The following is a 16,270-nucleotide window of genomic DNA, read 5'->3' as shown; positions in this document are numbered from 1 at the left end:
GTGGGCACGGTCCCACAGACGTTCACTCAGCCCGTCCTGCCATCCAATGGCAAGCGACCGGCTGTTGGGCCGGTCGCGAGGTTCTTACAGGTAGCTGTTGATGGTCTTGTCCACGAAGCCTTCGCTACGCAGTTGCTCCAGGGCGTCCTGGAGCTTCTTGACCACCTCGTCCGGCACGTTCTTGTTCAGCGCCAGGTACAGCGGGGTCTGGTTGAAGCGCAGCACGGTCTTCAGACCGGTGATGCCTTCCTGCTTGGCCAGGTAGCGGCCAGCGGGATCGCCGGTGGCCCAGAGGTCGATCTGGCCCTTCTCCAGCTTCTTGGCGTTTTCCTGGTCACGCAGGGAGGCATGCGCCTCGATGCCCTTGTCGGTCAGGGCCTGGTGGATGGCGTCGCCCTTGTAGGCGCCCACCTTGTACTGCTTGGCCTGCTCCAGGCTGCTGACACTGATGGTGCTGTCACCACGGGCCAGCAGGACCCAGTCGTCCGGGCCGATGGGGCCGACCCACTTGAAGGAGGCCTCGCGCTCCGGCAGGCGGGCGGTGACGAAGATGCCGTAGTCGGCCTTCTCCTGCGCCAGCTTGTAGATGCGGTCCCAGGGGAAGCGCAGGGTCATGGTGTACTTGACCCCGGCGCGCTTGAACATTGCCTGCACGATGTCGACAGCGATCCCGTCGATGTTGTCTTCCTGGGCGAAGTTCTTCCCGTTGATCGCCATGTTGTACGGCGGGAAGTTCTCCGTCAGGAGCACCACGGTGTAGTTCTCGTCCACTTCGGCGCGAACGGTCCCGGCGAGCACCAGGAGAGTGCTCGCCAGGGCGAGCAGGAGGCGTTTCGACATATGCAACTACCTTGTAAGGAGGATGGGTAAAACCAACGGGCCTGACCCCGGGTACAGGGTATCGGCCTCGGCTGCCCAGGCTGCGAACCGGATCACGGTTGCAGCCAAAGCATAAATGAAGGCAAGAATCGTGCTCAGCGCACCACGATGCCCCGGCTGGCCAAGTAGGCCTTCGCCTCCGGAACAGTGTATTCGCCGAAATGGAAAATGCTCGCGGCCAGCACCGCATCGGCCTTGCCGTCGAGGATGCCGGCGGCCAGGTGCTCGAGATTGCCGACGCCACCGGAGGCGATCACAGGGATACGCACACGCTCGCTGATGGCGCGGGTAACGCCCAGGTCGTAACCGCTCTTCACGCCGTCCTGGTCCATGCTGGTCAGGAGGATTTCCCCGGCACCCAGCTCTTCCATCTTCGCCGCCCAGGCCACTGCATCCAGCCCGGTGGGCTTGCGGCCGCCGTGGGTGAAGATTTCCCAGCGCGGCGTCTCGCCCGGCGCGGAGACCCGCTTGGCGTCGATGGCGACGACGATGCACTGGGAGCCGAAACGCGAGGCCGCCTCGCCGACGAACTCGGGGTTGAACACCGCGGCGGTGTTGATGGAGACCTTGTCGGCACCGGCGTTGAGCAGGTTGCGGATGTCCTGCACGGTGCGCACGCCACCGCCCACGGTGAGCGGGATGAACACCTGGCTGGCCATGCGCTCGACGGTGTGCAGCGTTGTATCGCGGCCGTCGACGCTGGCGGTGATGTCGAGGAAGGTGATCTCGTCAGCCCCCTGTTCGTCGTAGCGGCGGGCGATCTCCACCGGGTCACCGGCGTCGCGGATGTTCTCGAACTTGACGCCCTTCACCACGCGGCCGTTGTCCACGTCGAGGCAGGGGATGATGCGTTTGGCTAAAGCCATGTTCTCTCTCCTACTGCCGCCCTCAGGCGGAAGGATTCAGGGCCGCGTGCTCGGCCAGCTCGGCGTCGATGAAGGCGTTGATCATTGCCCGGTAGACCTGCTCGACGACCTCGACGGGTGCACCGTTCTCGGCCGCCAGCGCCCTGACCTTGGCGATCACCTGCTCCACGCGCTGCGGGGCGCGGACGGCATCCGCGTCGGTCTTGAAGCGCGCCGCCTGGCGGACATAGCCGCTGCGCTCGGCCAGCAACTGGACGATGCGCCGGTCCAGCGCGTCGATCTGTTCCCTGACCTGCTCGATGGACTGGCACTCGACCATGGGATCAGCCCTTGTAGCTGTCGCAGAAGGACTGGGCCTCGGCGACGTCCAGGGTGCCTTCGTAGATGGCGCGACCGGTGATGGCACCGATGATGCCGGGGGCCTTGGCGGCCAGCAGCTTCTCGATGTCGCCCAGGTTGTGGATGCCGCCGGAGGCGATCACCGGGATGCGGCTGGCAGCGGCCAGGGCCGCCGTGGCCTCGACGTTGCAGCCCTGCATCATCCCGTCCTTGGCGATGTCGGTGTAGACGATGGCGGAGACGCCATCAGCCTCGAAGCGGCGGGCCAGGTCCACGGCCTGCACGCTGCTCACCTCGGCCCAGCCGTCAGTGGCGACGAACCCGTCCTTGGCGTCCAGGCCGACGATGACCTTGCCGGGGAAGGCCTTGCAGGCCTCGGTGACGAACTCGGGCTCCTTCACCGCCTTGGTGCCGATGATCACGTAGCTGACGCCGGCCTTGACGTAGTGCTCGATGGTTTCCAGGGAGCGGATGCCGCCGCCGATCTGGATCGGCAGGTTCGGGTAGCGCTTGGCGATGGCGGTGACCACCTCGCCGTTCACCGGCTTGCCTTCGAAGGCGCCATTGAGGTCCACCAGGTGCAGGCGGCGGCAGCCACCGTCCACCCACTTGGCGGCCATGCTCACCGGGTCGTCGGAGAACACCGTGGAGTCTTCCATGCGGCCCTGGCGCAGGCGCACGCAGGCACCGTCCTTCAGATCGATAGCGGGGATAATCAGCATCGGTTCAACCTGTTCGAAGTCAGTGGAGTCGGCGGTGCGCTCAGGCTTTCTCGAGCGCCCACAAGTCGCTCTCGATGCTGTCGAACCTGTCTTTCAGGTGCGCCTGCACGTCGGAGATCGCCTTGTTGTAGAAATGCGGAGCGAATTCGCGGGCGAAGAAGTCCAGGACTTCCTCGGCCTCGAAGGAACCCAGCTCCAGTTCGAAGCGGTCGGCCATGAAACGCTTGATGGCCAGCACGGCGTCCTGGGTCTGGGTCGCGTCGAGTTGCAGGCTGGGGGCCTTCTTCCCGCGGCTCATGGGTTTACCAGCGGCCGTCCCAGGCGGCGAAGTTCTGCAGCAACTGCAGGCCGTGGGTGTGACTCTTCTCCGGGTGGAACTGCACGGCGAAGCGCGAGCCCTCGGCCAGCGCGGCGGCGAAGTCCTTGCCGTAGTGGCCGCGACCGACCACCTGCTTGGGGTTGCCGGCCTCGATGTAGTAGCTGTGCACGAAATAGAAGCGCGCCAGGTCCGGGATGTTGTGCCAGAGCGGATGAGCCACGCTCTGCTGCACCTCGTTCCAGCCCATGTGCGGCACCTTCAGCGGCTCGCCGGCCTCGGCCAGGTCCTTGCCGAAGAAGCGCACCTGGCCCGGGAACAGGCCGATGCAGTCGACGCCGTCGTTCTCCTCGCTGTGCTCCAGCAGCGCCTGCATGCCGACGCAGATGCCGAGGAACGGGCGGTCCTTGCTGACCTCGGCCACCAGGCTGTCGAAGCCCAGGCGGCGGATCTCGGCCATGCAATCGCGGATCGCACCCACGCCGGGGAACACCACGCGGTCCGCCTCGCGGATCACGCTGGCGTCACTGGTGACCAGCACCCGGCCGGCGCCGACGTGCTCCAGGGCCTTGGCAACCGAGTGCAGGTTGCCCATGCCGTAATCGATGACTGCGACGGTCTGCATCAGAGCACGCCCTTGGTGGACGGCATCTGGCCGGCCATGCGCGGGTCAAGCTCGATGGCCATGCGCAGGGCGCGGCCGAAGGCCTTGAAGACGGTCTCGATCTGGTGGTGGGTGTTGTGGCCACGCAGGGTGTCGATGTGCAGGGTCACCAGGGCGTGGTTGACGAAGCCCTGGAAGAACTCCTGGAACAGGTCCACGTCGAAGCCGCCGACGGTGGCGCGGGTGAAGGGGACGTGCATCTGCAGGCCGGGGCGGCCGGAGAAGTCGATCACCACGCGGGACAGCGCCTCGTCCAGCGGGACATAGGCATGGCCGTAGCGGACGATGCCCTTCTTGTCGCCAATGGCCTGGGCGAAGGCCTGGCCGACGGTGATGCCGACGTCTTCCACGGTGTGGTGGTCGTCGATGTGCAGATCACCCTTGCACTCGATGTCGAGGTCGATCAGGCCATGGCGGGCGATCTGGTCGAGCATGTGCTCAAGGAAGGGCACGCCGATATCGAAGCGGGCCTTGCCAGTGCCGTCCAGGTTGATCGAGACCTTGACCTGGGTCTCCAGGGTGTTGCGCTCAACGGATGCCTTACGTTCGGCCATCACCAACTCCGCAAAATCATTGGGCGAAAGGGGCGACATTATAGGCCGAGTTTTCCACAGGCTTGAAGCCGATCGGCGGAGGAAGCCGGGCGATGCCGGCAAGACGCCGACATCGCCCGGTGCAGGGACGATCAGCCGAACAGCGCGGCGGTCTTCTGCAGGGTGATCCACACACCCCAGGCCAGCGGCAGGCCGACGGCCAGCCAGGCGGCGATCACCAGCGGGCGGCTGGACGGGTCGGCCGACCACTCCAGCACCTGGGTGCTCTGGCTGGCGTCATGGCCGATGGCGCGCTCGGCGGCCAGTTCGACGTCGGTCATGAAGTACTTCGGCGCCACCGGGCGCACCAGCAGGTTACACAGGAAGCCCAGCACCAGCAGGCCGGCGAGGATGTACAGGGTGATGTCGTACGCGGCAGCGCGCTCGACACCCACGCTCAGCTGGTACTCGCGGATGTAGTTCACCAGCACCGGGCCGAGGATGCCGGCGAAGGCCCAGGCCGTCAGCAGGCGACCGTGGATGGCACCGACCATCTGGGTGCCGAACAGGTCCGCCAGGTAGGCCGGCACGGTGGCGAAGCCGCCGCCGTACATGGACAGGATCAGGCAGAAGCAGAAGACGAAGAACGCCACGCTGCCCAGGTGGCCGGTCCAGGGCACCAGCGCGTAGAGCAGGAAGCCCAGGGCGAAGAACACGAAGTAGGTCGCCTTGCGGCCGATCAGGTCGGAGAAGGACGCCCAGAAGAAGCGGCCACCGATGTTGAACAGGCTCAGCAGGCCGGTGAAGCCGGCCGCGATGGCGGCGATCTGCGCCAGCTGCGCGGCGTCAAGCTCGTTGAAGCTCAGGTGGTTGCCGATCAGCTTGCCGCCGAACACTTCCTGCAGCAGGGGCGAGGCCATGCCGATGATGCCGATGCCGGCAGAGACATTCAGGCACAGCACGGCCCAGACCAGCCAGAACTGCGGGGTCTTCCACGCGGTGTTCACGTGGACGTGGCCCTTGGTGATCATCGCGTTGTTGGCCTTCTTCACCGGCGCGGTCCAGCCCTCGGGCTTCCAGCCGGTCGGCGGCACGCGGTACGCCAGGGCGCCGCCCACCATGAAGATGAAATAGACCACCGCCATCACCACGAAGCTCTGCCATACACCGACGCTTTCAGCGCTGGCGAAGTGGTTCATCAGCTCGGCTGCCAGCGGCGCGCCGACCATGGCACCACCACCGAAGCCCATGATGGCCATACCGGTCGCCATGCCGCGCTTGTCCGGGAACCACTTGATCAGGGTCGAAACGGGCGAGATATAGCCCAGGCCCAGGCCGATGCCGCCGATCACCCCCAGGCCGACCCACATCAGCCAGATCTGGTGGATGTAGACGCCGAAGGCCGAGATCAGCAGACCACCGCACCAGCAGAAGGCCGAGACCAGGCCGGCCTTGCGCGGGCCGGCGTGTTCCAGCCAGCCACCCCAGATGGCGGCCGAGCAGCCGAGGAAGATGAAGAACAGGGTGTAGATCCAGCCCAGCATGGAGATCGGCCAGTCACAGTCACTGGAGAACACCTGGGCGATGAAGCTCATCTCCGGGGAGCAGGCCACCGGCGCAGTGATGCCGATGGCCTTGGACAGCGGCAGCCAGAACACCGAGAAGCCATAGGCCATGCCGATGCAGAGGTGGATGGCCAGGGCCGCCGGCGGCACCAGCCAGCGGTTGAAGCCCGGTCGGGCGATGGTGCGTTCCTTGGAAAGGAACGCGGGCCGGACGGCATCGCCGCCCAAGCTCAGGGTACTGCTCATTGTGTCGTTATCCTGTTTTTTTGATATGCACGCAGGTGGGTCGAGCGGTGCGCACAGTCTCCCCACGCACCGCCCACAAACTCACACTAGCAGGCGAAACAATCCCACGATGATTCGGCCTGCGGCGCGTATTATCCGGACCCCACCCCCTGGCCTCAACAAGGACACCCATGCCTGTCATCGTCGAACGCCCCACCCAGCTCAGCGAGCAGGACCGCACCGACCTGGGCCGCATCTACGCAGACGCCCCGGCCTGGCTGCTGCCGCCCTATGCCGACGCCGGGGACCTGGTGGCACAAGGCCTGGCGGAGGGCCGGCTGCTGACCGGCCGCTTCAACGACCGCCTGCTGGGCGCCGCCCTGCTGCGCTGCGAACGCGACGCCTGGCGGCTCTCCCACCTGTGCGTGCGCAGCGTCACCCGCCGCCGGGGCGTAGCCCGCCGCCTGCTGGACGAGGCCACCCGCCTGGCCCGCGAGGCCGGCTGCGAACTGCGCCTGCAGGGCCCCCAAGACCATCTGGAAGCCCAGGCCCTGGCCGCCCGGCTGCACCTGCCCCTCGACCCGGCCTGCTAGGCCGGCACCACCGACGGGCGCTCCCGCAGCAGCCAGCCGAGCCAGAGCAGGCTGGCCAGGTGGAACCCCGCCAGCGCCCAGCCGACCCAGGCCGGGCCGCCCGCCCAAAGCGCCCAGCCCATCGCCAGCACGGCCAGCCCCAGCTGCCGCGCGCCCTCCAGCCGGGGTGCCAGGCGCTGCCCGTCGAACAGCAGCCCCAGGCTCACGCAGCCCCAGAGGATCGCAAGCACCAGCAGCCAGGGTTCCCAAGCCAGGGCCTGACGCACGCTGAGCAGAAACGCCAGCGCCAGCAGGTTGATCGCCAGGAACTGCGCCAGCGCATAACCCGTCAGGCTCGCCCCGTGGTGCGGCTCATGGCGGGGCCCGTCCATCGACGGCCAGGGATGCTGGCGCACGTCCGCCGGGCGCCAGCCGGTGGGCATCCACCACAGCCGCAGCTTGTCCCACCAGGAGCGGGTCGCCCGCGCATCGGCCCACAGCAGGCGCCACCAGCTGAACTGCAGGCGCAGCGGGTCGAAGGTGCGCACCGGCGTGGTCACCCCATACACCACCGGCTCGTCCTCCTCCTGCCAGGTGCCGAACAGGCGGTCCCAGAAGATGAACACCCCACCGTGATTGCGATCGATGTAGCGCGGGTTCTGCCCGTGGTGCACCCGGTGCAGGGACGGCGTCACCAGCACCTTCTCCAGCCAGCCGAGGCGACCGATGTGCTGGCTGTGGATCCAGAACTGGTAGGCCAGCTGCACCCCGAGCAGCACCAGGAACAGCGGCAACGGCAGCCCCAGCAGCGCCAGGGGCAGGTAGAAGGGCCAGTCGAAGGCGGTCTGGAATGCGCCCTTGCGCAGCGCCGTCGACAGGTTGAAGTCCTCGCTGGAATGGTGCGGCTGGTGCGCGCCCCAAAGCAGGTTGTAGCGGTGCAGGGTGCGATGCGCCCAGTAGAAGCAGAAGTCCACCGCCACGAAGCCCCCGAGCCACACCCAGGGCGAGGTCGGGTCCAGCTCCAGCAGGCGCGCGTGCTCGTAGAGCCAGGCGTAGGGCAGCACCAGCAACAGGCGTAGCGGCCCCTCCAGCACCACCCGCAGCACGGCGGTGTTGACGCTGGTGGCCGCATCGGCCAGGCGGTAGGTGGAACGCCCGCTGTGCCGCTCGTAGGCCAGCTCCAGCAGGATCAGCAGGATGTACAGCGGAAAGGCCAGCACCGCCACGTTCATGGCGCATCTCCCGTTCTTGTCGTTGTGCAGCGCAGCCTAGACCAGCCGCCGCCCCCATCACGCGACGGCACGCGCCAGTCAGACGGGCCGCAGGCGCCAGCCCGGTGAACCGCCGCCGCGTTTGGCCATCAAACAGCACAACCGCTGGCGCTATACTCGCGCCCTTCCTCCGGCACTCTTCACAAGGACTCGTCCATGAAATCCATCGGCAAACTCCTGGGCCTGCTGCTCCTCGGGCTGTTGCTGATCATCGTGGCCCTGGGCTTCGCCCTGACCCACCTGTTCGATCCCAACGACTACAAGGATGAAATCCGCCAGATCGCCCGCGACAAGGCCAACCTCGAGCTGGACCTGAAGGGCGACATCGGCTGGAGCCTGTTCCCCTGGCTCGGCCTGGAACTGCACGACACCACCCTGGCCAGCGCCGCCAGCCCCGACAAGCCCTTCGCCAACCTGGCCCTGCTCGGCCTCTCCGTGCGCGTCATGCCGTTGCTGCGCAAGGAAGTGCAGATGAGCGACATCCGCGTCGAAGGCCTCGACCTGACCCTGGCCCGTGACGAGAAGGGCCGTGGCAACTGGGAAGACATCGGCCGCCCGGCCCAGGCCGCCAGCACGCCGGCCCCCGCCGCCGAAGGCACCCCCGCGCCGGCGGAACAGCCCAAGCCCGCCGGCACCGAACGGCCGCTGAAGCTGGACATCGACAGCCTCACCGTCAACAACGCCCGCGTGGACTACACCGACGCCAAGACCGGCCAGCAGTACAGCGCCGAAGGCATCGAACTGACCACCGGCGCCATCCGCGAAGGCGCCGCCATCCCCTTCAAGCTCAGCGCCTTCTTCGGCACCAACAAGCCGGTGCTGCGCGCCAAGACCGAACTCACCGCCAGCCTGCGCTTCGACCGCGCCCTCAAGCGCTACCAGCTGGAAGACGCCAAGCTCGGCGGCGAAGCCTCGGGCGAACCGTTCAAGGGCAAGACCCTCACCTTCAGCGCCCAGGGCCAGCTGCTGGCCGACCTCGGCGCCAACATCGCCGAATGGAACAGCCTCAAGCTCTCCGCCAACCAGCTGCGCGCACTGGGTGAACTGAAGGTCCACGACCTGGACAAGACCCCGCGCCTGGAAGGCGGCCTGTCCATCGCCCAGCTCGACCTGCGCGAATTCCTCACCGGCCTCGGCGTCGAACTGCCGGCCATGCAGGACGCCAACACCCTCAAGCGCTTCGAACTGGCCACCCAGCTCAAGGGCAGCCCCAGCGACCTCGCCCTGGAACAGCTGACCCTCAAGCTCGACGACAGCAGCTTCAACGGCCGCCTGGCCGTGGCCGACATCGAGCGCCAGGCCCTGCGCGCCCAGCTCAAGGCCGACAAGCTCGACCTCGACCGCTACCTGCCGCCGAAGAAGAAGGACGACGCCAGCGCCCGCCAGGCCGAAATCCAGGGCACCGTCGCCAGCGCCGGCCAGGGCACCACCCCGCTGCCCGAGAAGCCCACCCAGCAAGCCTGGAGCGAAGCCCCGCTGCTGCCCCTCGACAGCCTGCGCAAGCTCGACCTGGAAGCCGACCTGGCCTTCGGCCAGCTGACGCTGGACAAGCTGCCGATCACCGACGCCCGCCTCAAGGCCCGTGGCAAGGCCGGCCAGATCACCCTGGAGCAGCTCCGCGGCGGCCTCTACGGCGGTGAATTCGACGCCAGCGCCCAGCTCGACGTGCGCAGCGACGTCCCCCAGCTCAGCGCCCGCAAACGCATCAGCCACGTGCCGGTGGAGAAGATCCTCAAGGCCCTCGACCAGAAGCCGCCGGTTCGCGGCGCCCTGGACCTCAACGCCGACCTGCGCACCCGTGGCAACAGCGAGAAGGCCTGGATCGACGCCCTAAACGGCACCGCCAGCTTCGTCCTCAACGACGGCGCCCTGCTCGACGCCAACCTGGAGCAACAGCTCTGCCAGGGCATCGCCCTGCTCAACCGCAAGACCCTCACCACCAGCTACGAAGGCAAGGAAACCCCCTTCCAGGAACTGCGCGGCAGCCTCACCTTCACCAACGGCGTGGCCAGCAACCCCGACCTCAAGGCGCGCATCCCCGGCCTGACCCTCAACGGCAATGGCGACGTCGACCTGCGCGTGCTGGGCATGGACTACCGCGCCGGCATCGTCATCGAAGGCGACAAGGGCGCCATGGCCGACCCGGCCTGCCAGGTCAACCAGCGCTACGTCGGCCTGGAATGGCCGCTGCACTGCCGCGGCCCGCTGGAGATCGGCGCCAAGGCCTGCCGCCTGGACAAGGACGGCATGGGCAAGATCGCCGCCAAGCTGGCCGGCGACAAGCTCAGCGAGAAGCTCGAAGAAAAGCTCGGTGACAAGGTCAGCCCGGAACTCAAGGACGCACTGAAGGGGCTGTTCAAGCGATGACACCCGAGCAGTTCTCCAGCGCCGTACTCGCCTGGTACGACCTCCACGGCCGCCACGACCTGCCCTGGCAAAAGGGCATCACCCCGTACCGGGTATGGGTCTCGGAAATCATGCTGCAGCAGACTCAGGTCAGCACCGTGCTCGGCTACTTCGACCGCTTCATGGCCGCCCTGCCCACCGTACGCGACCTGGCCGAGGCGCCCGAGGACGAAGTGCTGCACCTGTGGACCGGGCTCGGCTACTACACCCGCGCGCGCAACCTGCAGAAGACCGCGAAGATCGTCATGGAGCGCCACGGCGGCGAATTCCCCCGCGACGTCGAGCAGCTCGCCGAGCTGCCCGGCATCGGCCGCTCCACCGCCGGCGCCATCGCCAGCCTGTCCATGGGCCTGCGCGCACCGATCCTCGACGGCAACGTCAAGCGCGTCCTGGCCCGCTACGTCGCCCAGGAGGGCTACCCCGGCGAACCCAAGGTGGCCAGGCAGCTGTGGGCCGTCGCCGAGCGCTTCACGCCCCACGAACGGGTCAACCACTACACCCAGGCGATGATGGACCTGGGCGCCACCCTCTGCACCCGCAGCAAGCCCAGCTGCCTGCTCTGCCCCCTGCGCGAAGGCTGCCAGGCCCACCTGCTGGGGCTGGAGATCCGCTACCCGGTGCCCAAGCCGCGCAAGGCCCTGCCGCAGAAGCGCACCCTGATGCCGATCCTGGCCAACCAGGATGGCGCCATCCTGCTCTACCGGCGCCCCTCCAGTGGCCTCTGGGGCGGCCTGTGGAGCCTGCCCGAGCTGGACGACCTCGACGCCCTCGCCCCCCTGGCCACGCAGCACGCCCTGCAGCTCGGCCAGGCCCGCGAACTGCCCGGCCTGACCCACACCTTCAGCCACTTCCAGCTCGCCATCGAACCCTGGCTGGTGCCCGTCGAGGGCAGCCACCGCGAAATGGCCGATGCCGACTGGCTCTGGTATAACCTCGCCACCCCGCCGCGCCTGGGCCTGGCCGCTCCGGTCAAGAAGCTGCTCAAGCGCGCCGCCGACGTATTGAATGCAGGAGATTCGCCATGACCCGTACCGTCCAGTGCCGCAAGTACCACGAGGAACTGCCCGGCCTCGACAAACCGCCCTACCCCGGCGCCAAGGGCGAAGACATCTTCAACAACGTCTCGAAGAAAGCCTGGGAAGAGTGGCAGAAGCACCAGACCATGCTGATCAACGAGCGTCGCCTGAACATGATGAATGCCGAGGATCGCAAGTTCCTCCAGGCCGAAATGGACAAGTTCCTCTCCGGCGAGGAATACGCCCAGGCCGAGGGCTATGTCCCCCCGAGCGCGTAAGCGCCCGTAAAGGCTGAAAAATTTTTTCAGGACACGCTTGACTCCCCCCTTCGAAATCCGTTTAATAGCGCCCCGTTGCCCAGGTAGCTCAGTTGGTAGAGCAGGGGATTGAAAATCCCCGTGTCGGCGGTTCGATTCCGTCCCTGGGCACCACCATTCAGTTCCAGGTGGTGCCAGGCATCATCAGGAACACACAGAAAACCGGCCCTAGCGCCGGTTTTTTGTTGCCTGCGTTTTAGCCCGGCAACCCGCTTCCCGCCCTCGAAAAACTTTTTTCCAGCCTTAAGCCACCTTAAGACTGCCTTCAGAATCCCTCCCGATACTGCGCACCATCCAACGAACCGATGGGTGCGCCACATGACTGAGCTGGAATGGAATGCCCTGTTCCCCCTTCACTTCGGGCTGGGCGAGCGCCGCTACAGCCTGACCCTGCACCAGGCCGACGACCCGGCCCGTGCCGAACTGGAAGCCTTCGTCCACGACCGCTTCGAGCAGGCCCACGATGCCGACGTGCAGCACTTCCTGCCCGAGCTGCTGGCCCTGCGTGACGGCGCCGGCCAACTGACCGCCGTGGCCGGCATGCGCATCGCCGCCAGCGGGCCGCTGTTTCTCGAGCGCTACCTGGATGCGCCCCTGGAGCAATCCGTGGCCCAGGCCGTCGGCCGCCCGATCGACCGCGTCGAACTGGTGGAGGTGGGCAACCTCAGCTCGCTCAACGCCGGCAACGCCCGCCTGATCATCATCGCCGTCACCTGGCTGCTGGCCGCACGCGACCTGCGCTGGGTCTCCTTCACCGGGGCCGCCGGGCTGATCAACAGCTTCCGCCGCCTCGGCCTGGAGCCGGTGCAACTGGCCGAAGCCGACCCCGAACGGCTGGGCGATGAAGGAGCTGCCTGGGGCAGCTACTACGCCCTGCAGCCCCGCGTCTATGCCGGCGACATCCGCTACGGCCACGACGAACTGGAGCGCCAGGGGGTGTTCCAGCGCCTGGGGTTTCCCCTGCTCCTCGCGGAGGCCGGCCATGCAGCCTGAAGTCCGACAGTTCCACGACCTCCTGAGCCAGCACGCCCACGAGCGGGCGCACCAGGTGGCGGTCCGCGGCACCGAGCGCAGCTACAGCTACGCCCAGCTGCTGGACGAAGTGGACAGCCGCGTCGCCCTGCTGCGCGAGCAGCCCGCTGGCGTCTTCGCCTTCGCCCTGGATAACGGCCCCGAAGCGCTGTTCTGGGACTTGGCGGCGCTGTTCGCCGAGCGTCCCTGCGTGATCCTGCCGCCCTTCTTCAGCGCCGCCCAGCGTGCCCACTGCCTCGCCCAGAGCCAGGCCAGCCTGGTGCTGGCCGGTGACGCACTGAGCGACGAGCTGCGCAGCGCCGGCTTCACCTGGGGCCAGCCGTTCTGGCACCGCCCGGTTGCGGGCGCCAGCCAGTTGCCGGCCGGCACCGCGAAGATCACCTACACCTCCGGCAGCACCGGCTCGCCCAAGGGCGTGTGCCTCTCGGCCGAAGCCATGCTGCGGGTGGCCCATCAGCTGGAGCAGGCCAGCCGCTCCACCGAGCCGGGCAAGTACCTGGCGGTGCTGCCCCTGGCGGTGCTGCTGGAAAACCTCGGGCTGTACGCGGCGCTGATCGCCGGGGCCAGCCTCACCGTGCTGCCGCAACCACAGATGGGCATCAACGGCGCCAGTGGCGTCGACTGGACGCGCCTGCTGGGCTGCATCGCCCTCAGCGGTGCGGAAAGCATGATCCTGGTGCCGCAACTGCTGCTGGGCCTGGTCACTGCCGTCGAACGCGGCCTGATGAAGGTCGGCCCGCTGCGCTTCGTCGCCGTCGGCGGTGCCCGGGTCGCCCCGAGCCTGCTGGAGCGTGCCGAGGCCGTGGGGCTGCCGGTGTTCGAGGGCTACGGCCTCTCCGAATGCGCCTCGGTGGTGTGCCTGAACCGCCCCGAAGCCCACCGTGCCGGCAGCGTCGGCCGCCCGCTGCCCCATGTGCAGGTGATGCTGGCCGAGGACGGCGAAGTATTGGTCAGCGGCAGCACCCTGCTCGGCTACCTGGGCGAGCCGCCGTTCCAGGGCCAGTGGTGGCCCACCGGCGACCTCGGTCGCTTCGACGAAGACGGCTACCTGTACCTGGCCGGGCGCAAGAAGAACCAGTTCATTACCAGCTTCGGCCGCAACGTGAACCCCGAGTGGATCGAGGCCGAGCTGACCCAGGGCGGTGTGATCCTCCAGGCGTTCGTCTACGGCGAGGGCCTGGACCACAACCTGGCGCTGCTCTGGCCGCTGGACCCGAAGGCCAGCGACGACACCCTGGAGCAGGCCGTGCAGCGCAGCAACGCCGCCCTCCCCGACTACGCCCGGATCCACAGCTGGCAGCGCCTGCCGGAACCCTTCAGCACCGCCAACGGGATGCTCACCGCCAACGGCCGCCCACGCCGCGCCGAGATCCTCACCCACTACCGCGATTCCCTTTTTGAACTCGTCAACGAATGAGGTTCGACACCATGTCTTTCTTCGACACCCTGCAAGACGCCACCGCCCAGGAACGCCAGGCCCTGTTCAATGCCCCGGTCATCCGTGACGCCCTCTCCGGCGTCGTCAGCCTGGAGGGCTACGTCGCCTTCCTCACCCAGGCCTACCACCACGTGCGCCACACCGTACCGCTGATGATGGCCTGCGGCGCCAAGCTGCCGGGCCGCCTGGAATGGCTGCGCGGTGCCGTGTGCGAATACATCGAGGAGGAGTACGGCCACGAGCAGTGGATCCTCAACGACATCGCCGCCTGCGGGGGCGACGCCGAACAGGTGCGCAACAGCCGCCCGGCCCTGTCCATCGAGCTGATGGTGGCCTTCCTCTACGACCTGATTGCCCGTGACAACCCGGTGGGCCTGTTCGGCATGGTCAACGTCCTCGAAGGCACCAGCATCGCCCTGGCCACCCAGGCAGCCGGCACCATCCGCGAGAGCCTGAGCCTGCCGCCCACCGCCTTCAGCTACCTCAGCTCCCACGGCGCCCTGGACATCGACCACATGGCCACCTACCGCAGCCTGATGAACCGCCTGGACCGCGCGGAAGACCAGGAAGCCGTGATCCATGCCGCCAAGGTGGTCTACCGCCTCTACACCGACATGTTCCTCGGCCTGCCGCGTGCCCAGGTGAGCCCGAACGAGGTGCGACATGCGCTTGCCTGAGTGCCGCGTGGTGCTGACCGGTGCCAGCGGTGGCATCGGTCTGCAGCTGGCCGAGCAACTGTGCGCCGCCGGTGCCCTGGTGATCGCGGTCAGTCGTCAGTCCGACGCGCTGGCCGACCTGCTCAAGCGCTACCCCAACAAGCTGCGCTGGCTGGGTGCCGACCTGCGTGAGCCCGAGGCCCGCCAGCGGATCGTCGAGAAGGCGCGCGCCATGGGCGGCGCCAACCTGCTGATCAACGCCGCCGGGATCAACCGCTTCGCCCTGCTCGACCAGCTCGACGAAGCCGCCCTGGACGACCTGATCGACCTCAACCTCAAGGCCACCCTGCACCTCACCCGGCAGATGCTGCCGCTGCTGCGCGAGCAGAGCCAGGCGCTGGTGGTGAACGTCGGCTCCACCTACGGCTCCATCGGCTACCCCGGCTACGCCACCTACTGCGCCACCAAGTTCGCCCTGCGCGGCTTCTCCGAAGCGCTGCGCCGGGAACTGGCGGACACCCCCGTGGACGTGCTCTACGTCGCGCCCCGCGCCACCCGCACCAGCATGAACAGCGATGCCGCCGTGGCCCTCAACGATGCCCTGAAGGTGGGCATGGACGACCCGCGCGACGTCGCCTCGGCGGTGCTGCAGGCCATCCAGAACAACCGCAGCGAGCTCTACCTGGGCTGGCCGGAGAAGCTCTTCGTGCGCCTCAACGGCATGCTGCCCGGCCTGGTCGACCGCGCCCTGCGCAAGCAGCTTCCCCTGATCCGCCGCTACAGCGACGCCAACCACAAGGAACACGCGAAATGAAACGCCTGATGCTGATCGGCCTGCTCCTGGCCACCCCGCTGGCCTGGGCCCTCGACCCCGCCAGCACCCAGCGCCTGGCCACCATCCAGCAGCGCTGGGCGGAGATCCAGTACAACCTGCCCGAAAAAGAGCGCGCCAACGCCTTCGAGAAGCTGGCGGTGGAGACCCAGGCCTTCACCCGCGAGCAACCCAAGGCCGCCGAAGCGTGGATCTGGAACGGCATCGTCACCAGCAGCTGGGCCGGCGCCCAGGGCGGGCTCGGCGCCCTCGGCAAGGTGAAGGACGCCCGCGCCAGCCTGGAACAGGCCCTGGCCGTAGACCCCAATGCCCTGCAGGGCTCGGCCTACACCAGCCTCGCCGCCCTGTATGACCGCGTGCCCGGCTGGCCCATCGGCTTCGGCGATGCCGACAAGGCCGAGGCGCTGCTCAACAAGGCCTTGCAAATCAACCCCGAGGGCATCGACAGTCTCTACTTCTGGGGCGACCACCTGGCACGCCAGGGCCGCTACAGCGAGGCCCGCGCTGCCCTGCAGAAAGCACTGCAGGCCGCGCCGCGCCCCGGCCGCGAGCTGGCCGACAAGGGCCGCCGCGCCGAGATCGATGCTTTACTCAAGGACATCAAGGACAAACAGGACTGAG

The 16,270-nt window shown here is 67.6% G+C and carries 18 protein-coding genes and 1 tRNA gene; 10 read left to right on the top strand and 9 right to left on the bottom strand.

The window, feature by feature from the left end; translation table 11 throughout:
• Positions 1-84: 84 nt before the first annotated feature.
• From FBY21_RS21935 to FBY21_RS21900, 8 genes are all read right to left on the bottom strand, one after another.
• Positions 85-840, bottom strand: coding sequence for a substrate-binding periplasmic protein (locus FBY21_RS21935; RefSeq protein WP_142013651.1), 756 nt, complete (start codon positions 838-840; stop codon positions 85-87).
• Positions 841-974: 134 nt separating this feature from the next.
• Positions 975-1,745: an imidazole glycerol phosphate synthase subunit HisF gene (hisF, locus tag FBY21_RS21930; RefSeq protein ID WP_044405405.1), complete on the bottom strand. Its 771-nt coding sequence runs from the start codon at positions 1,743-1,745 to the stop codon at positions 975-977.
• A 22-nt stretch (positions 1,746-1,767) separates the two neighbouring features.
• The gene (locus FBY21_RS21925; protein WP_142013648.1) at positions 1,768-2,064 is read right to left on the bottom strand and encodes a chorismate mutase; all 297 of its coding nucleotides are present in this window, start codon (positions 2,062-2,064) and stop codon (positions 1,768-1,770) included.
• 4 nt (positions 2,065-2,068) lie between these two features.
• Positions 2,069-2,806: a 1-(5-phosphoribosyl)-5-[(5-phosphoribosylamino)methylideneamino]imidazole-4-carboxamide isomerase gene (hisA, locus tag FBY21_RS21920; RefSeq protein WP_142013646.1), complete on the bottom strand. Its 738-nt coding sequence runs from the start codon at positions 2,804-2,806 to the stop codon at positions 2,069-2,071.
• A gap of 40 nt (positions 2,807-2,846) precedes the next feature.
• Positions 2,847-3,104, bottom strand: a complete 258-nt coding sequence (locus tag FBY21_RS21915; RefSeq protein WP_044405403.1) for a DUF2164 domain-containing protein — start codon at positions 3,102-3,104, stop codon at positions 2,847-2,849.
• 4 nt (positions 3,105-3,108) lie between these two features.
• Positions 3,109-3,747, bottom strand: a complete 639-nt coding sequence (gene hisH, locus FBY21_RS21910) for an imidazole glycerol phosphate synthase subunit HisH (RefSeq protein WP_044405402.1) — start codon at positions 3,745-3,747, stop codon at positions 3,109-3,111.
• On the bottom strand, positions 3,747-4,340 hold the full coding sequence (hisB, locus tag FBY21_RS21905; protein ID WP_069559962.1) for an imidazoleglycerol-phosphate dehydratase HisB: 594 nt from the start codon (positions 4,338-4,340) through the stop codon (positions 3,747-3,749). Before hisB ends, hisH begins: the two co-directional genes overlap by 1 nt.
• Positions 4,341-4,471: 131 nt before the next feature.
• Positions 4,472-6,130 carry an OFA family MFS transporter gene (locus tag FBY21_RS21900; RefSeq protein WP_142013644.1) on the bottom strand — a complete coding sequence of 553 codons (1,659 nt, stop codon included), beginning with the start codon at positions 6,128-6,130 and terminating at the stop codon, positions 4,472-4,474.
• Positions 6,131-6,300: 170 nt separating this feature from the next.
• Between FBY21_RS21900 and FBY21_RS21895 the strand changes: the two genes are divergently transcribed.
• Entirely contained in the window at positions 6,301-6,702 is a 402-nt protein-coding gene (locus FBY21_RS21895) for an acetyl-CoA sensor PanZ family protein (RefSeq protein ID WP_074973856.1), read from the top strand.
• Here the strand turns inward: FBY21_RS21895 and FBY21_RS21890 are convergent.
• Complete coding sequence (locus FBY21_RS21890; protein ID WP_142013642.1) at positions 6,699-7,913, bottom strand: sterol desaturase family protein; 1,215 nt, start codon at positions 7,911-7,913, stop codon at positions 6,699-6,701. The two genes, FBY21_RS21895 and FBY21_RS21890, sit on opposite strands and share 4 nt — an antisense overlap.
• Positions 7,914-8,108: 195 nt before the next feature.
• Between FBY21_RS21890 and FBY21_RS21885 the strand changes: the two genes are divergently transcribed.
• From FBY21_RS21885 to FBY21_RS21845, 9 genes are all read left to right on the top strand, one after another.
• Positions 8,109-10,319, top strand: coding sequence for an AsmA family protein (locus FBY21_RS21885; protein ID WP_142013640.1), 2,211 nt, complete (start codon positions 8,109-8,111; stop codon positions 10,317-10,319).
• On the top strand, positions 10,316-11,383 hold the full coding sequence (mutY, locus tag FBY21_RS21880) for an A/G-specific adenine glycosylase (RefSeq protein ID WP_142013638.1): 1,068 nt from the start codon (positions 10,316-10,318) through the stop codon (positions 11,381-11,383). The genes FBY21_RS21885 and mutY overlap by 4 nt, the downstream gene beginning before the upstream one ends.
• The gene (locus FBY21_RS21875) at positions 11,380-11,652 is read left to right on the top strand and encodes an oxidative damage protection protein (protein WP_044405395.1); all 273 of its coding nucleotides are present in this window, start codon (positions 11,380-11,382) and stop codon (positions 11,650-11,652) included. Before mutY ends, FBY21_RS21875 begins: the two co-directional genes overlap by 4 nt.
• 77 nt (positions 11,653-11,729) lie before the next feature.
• Positions 11,730-11,805: transfer RNA gene (locus FBY21_RS21870), tRNA-Phe, on the top strand.
• A 204-nt stretch (positions 11,806-12,009) separates the two neighbouring features.
• Positions 12,010-12,684: a thermostable hemolysin gene (locus tag FBY21_RS21865; protein WP_107330320.1), complete on the top strand. Its 675-nt coding sequence runs from the start codon at positions 12,010-12,012 to the stop codon at positions 12,682-12,684.
• On the top strand, positions 12,674-14,140 hold the full coding sequence (locus tag FBY21_RS21860) for an AMP-binding protein (protein WP_142013636.1): 1,467 nt from the start codon (positions 12,674-12,676) through the stop codon (positions 14,138-14,140). Before FBY21_RS21865 ends, FBY21_RS21860 begins: the two co-directional genes overlap by 11 nt.
• Positions 14,141-14,151: 11 nt before the next feature.
• Entirely contained in the window at positions 14,152-14,838 is a 687-nt protein-coding gene (locus FBY21_RS21855) for a TenA family transcriptional regulator (protein WP_142013634.1), read from the top strand.
• On the top strand, positions 14,825-15,631 hold the full coding sequence (locus tag FBY21_RS21850) for an SDR family oxidoreductase (RefSeq protein ID WP_044405385.1): 807 nt from the start codon (positions 14,825-14,827) through the stop codon (positions 15,629-15,631). Before FBY21_RS21855 ends, FBY21_RS21850 begins: the two co-directional genes overlap by 14 nt.
• Entirely contained in the window at positions 15,628-16,269 is a 642-nt protein-coding gene (locus tag FBY21_RS21845; RefSeq protein ID WP_044405383.1) for a tetratricopeptide repeat protein, read from the top strand. The genes FBY21_RS21850 and FBY21_RS21845 overlap by 4 nt, the downstream gene beginning before the upstream one ends.
• Position 16,270: the final 1 nt, after the last annotated feature.

Origin of the sequence: Pseudomonas sp. SLBN-26 (assembly GCF_006715895.1) — a bacterium.
Classification (GTDB): Bacteria; Pseudomonadota; Gammaproteobacteria; order Pseudomonadales; family Pseudomonadaceae; genus Metapseudomonas; species Metapseudomonas otitidis.
This window is presented reverse-complemented; position numbering and strand designations above follow the sequence as displayed.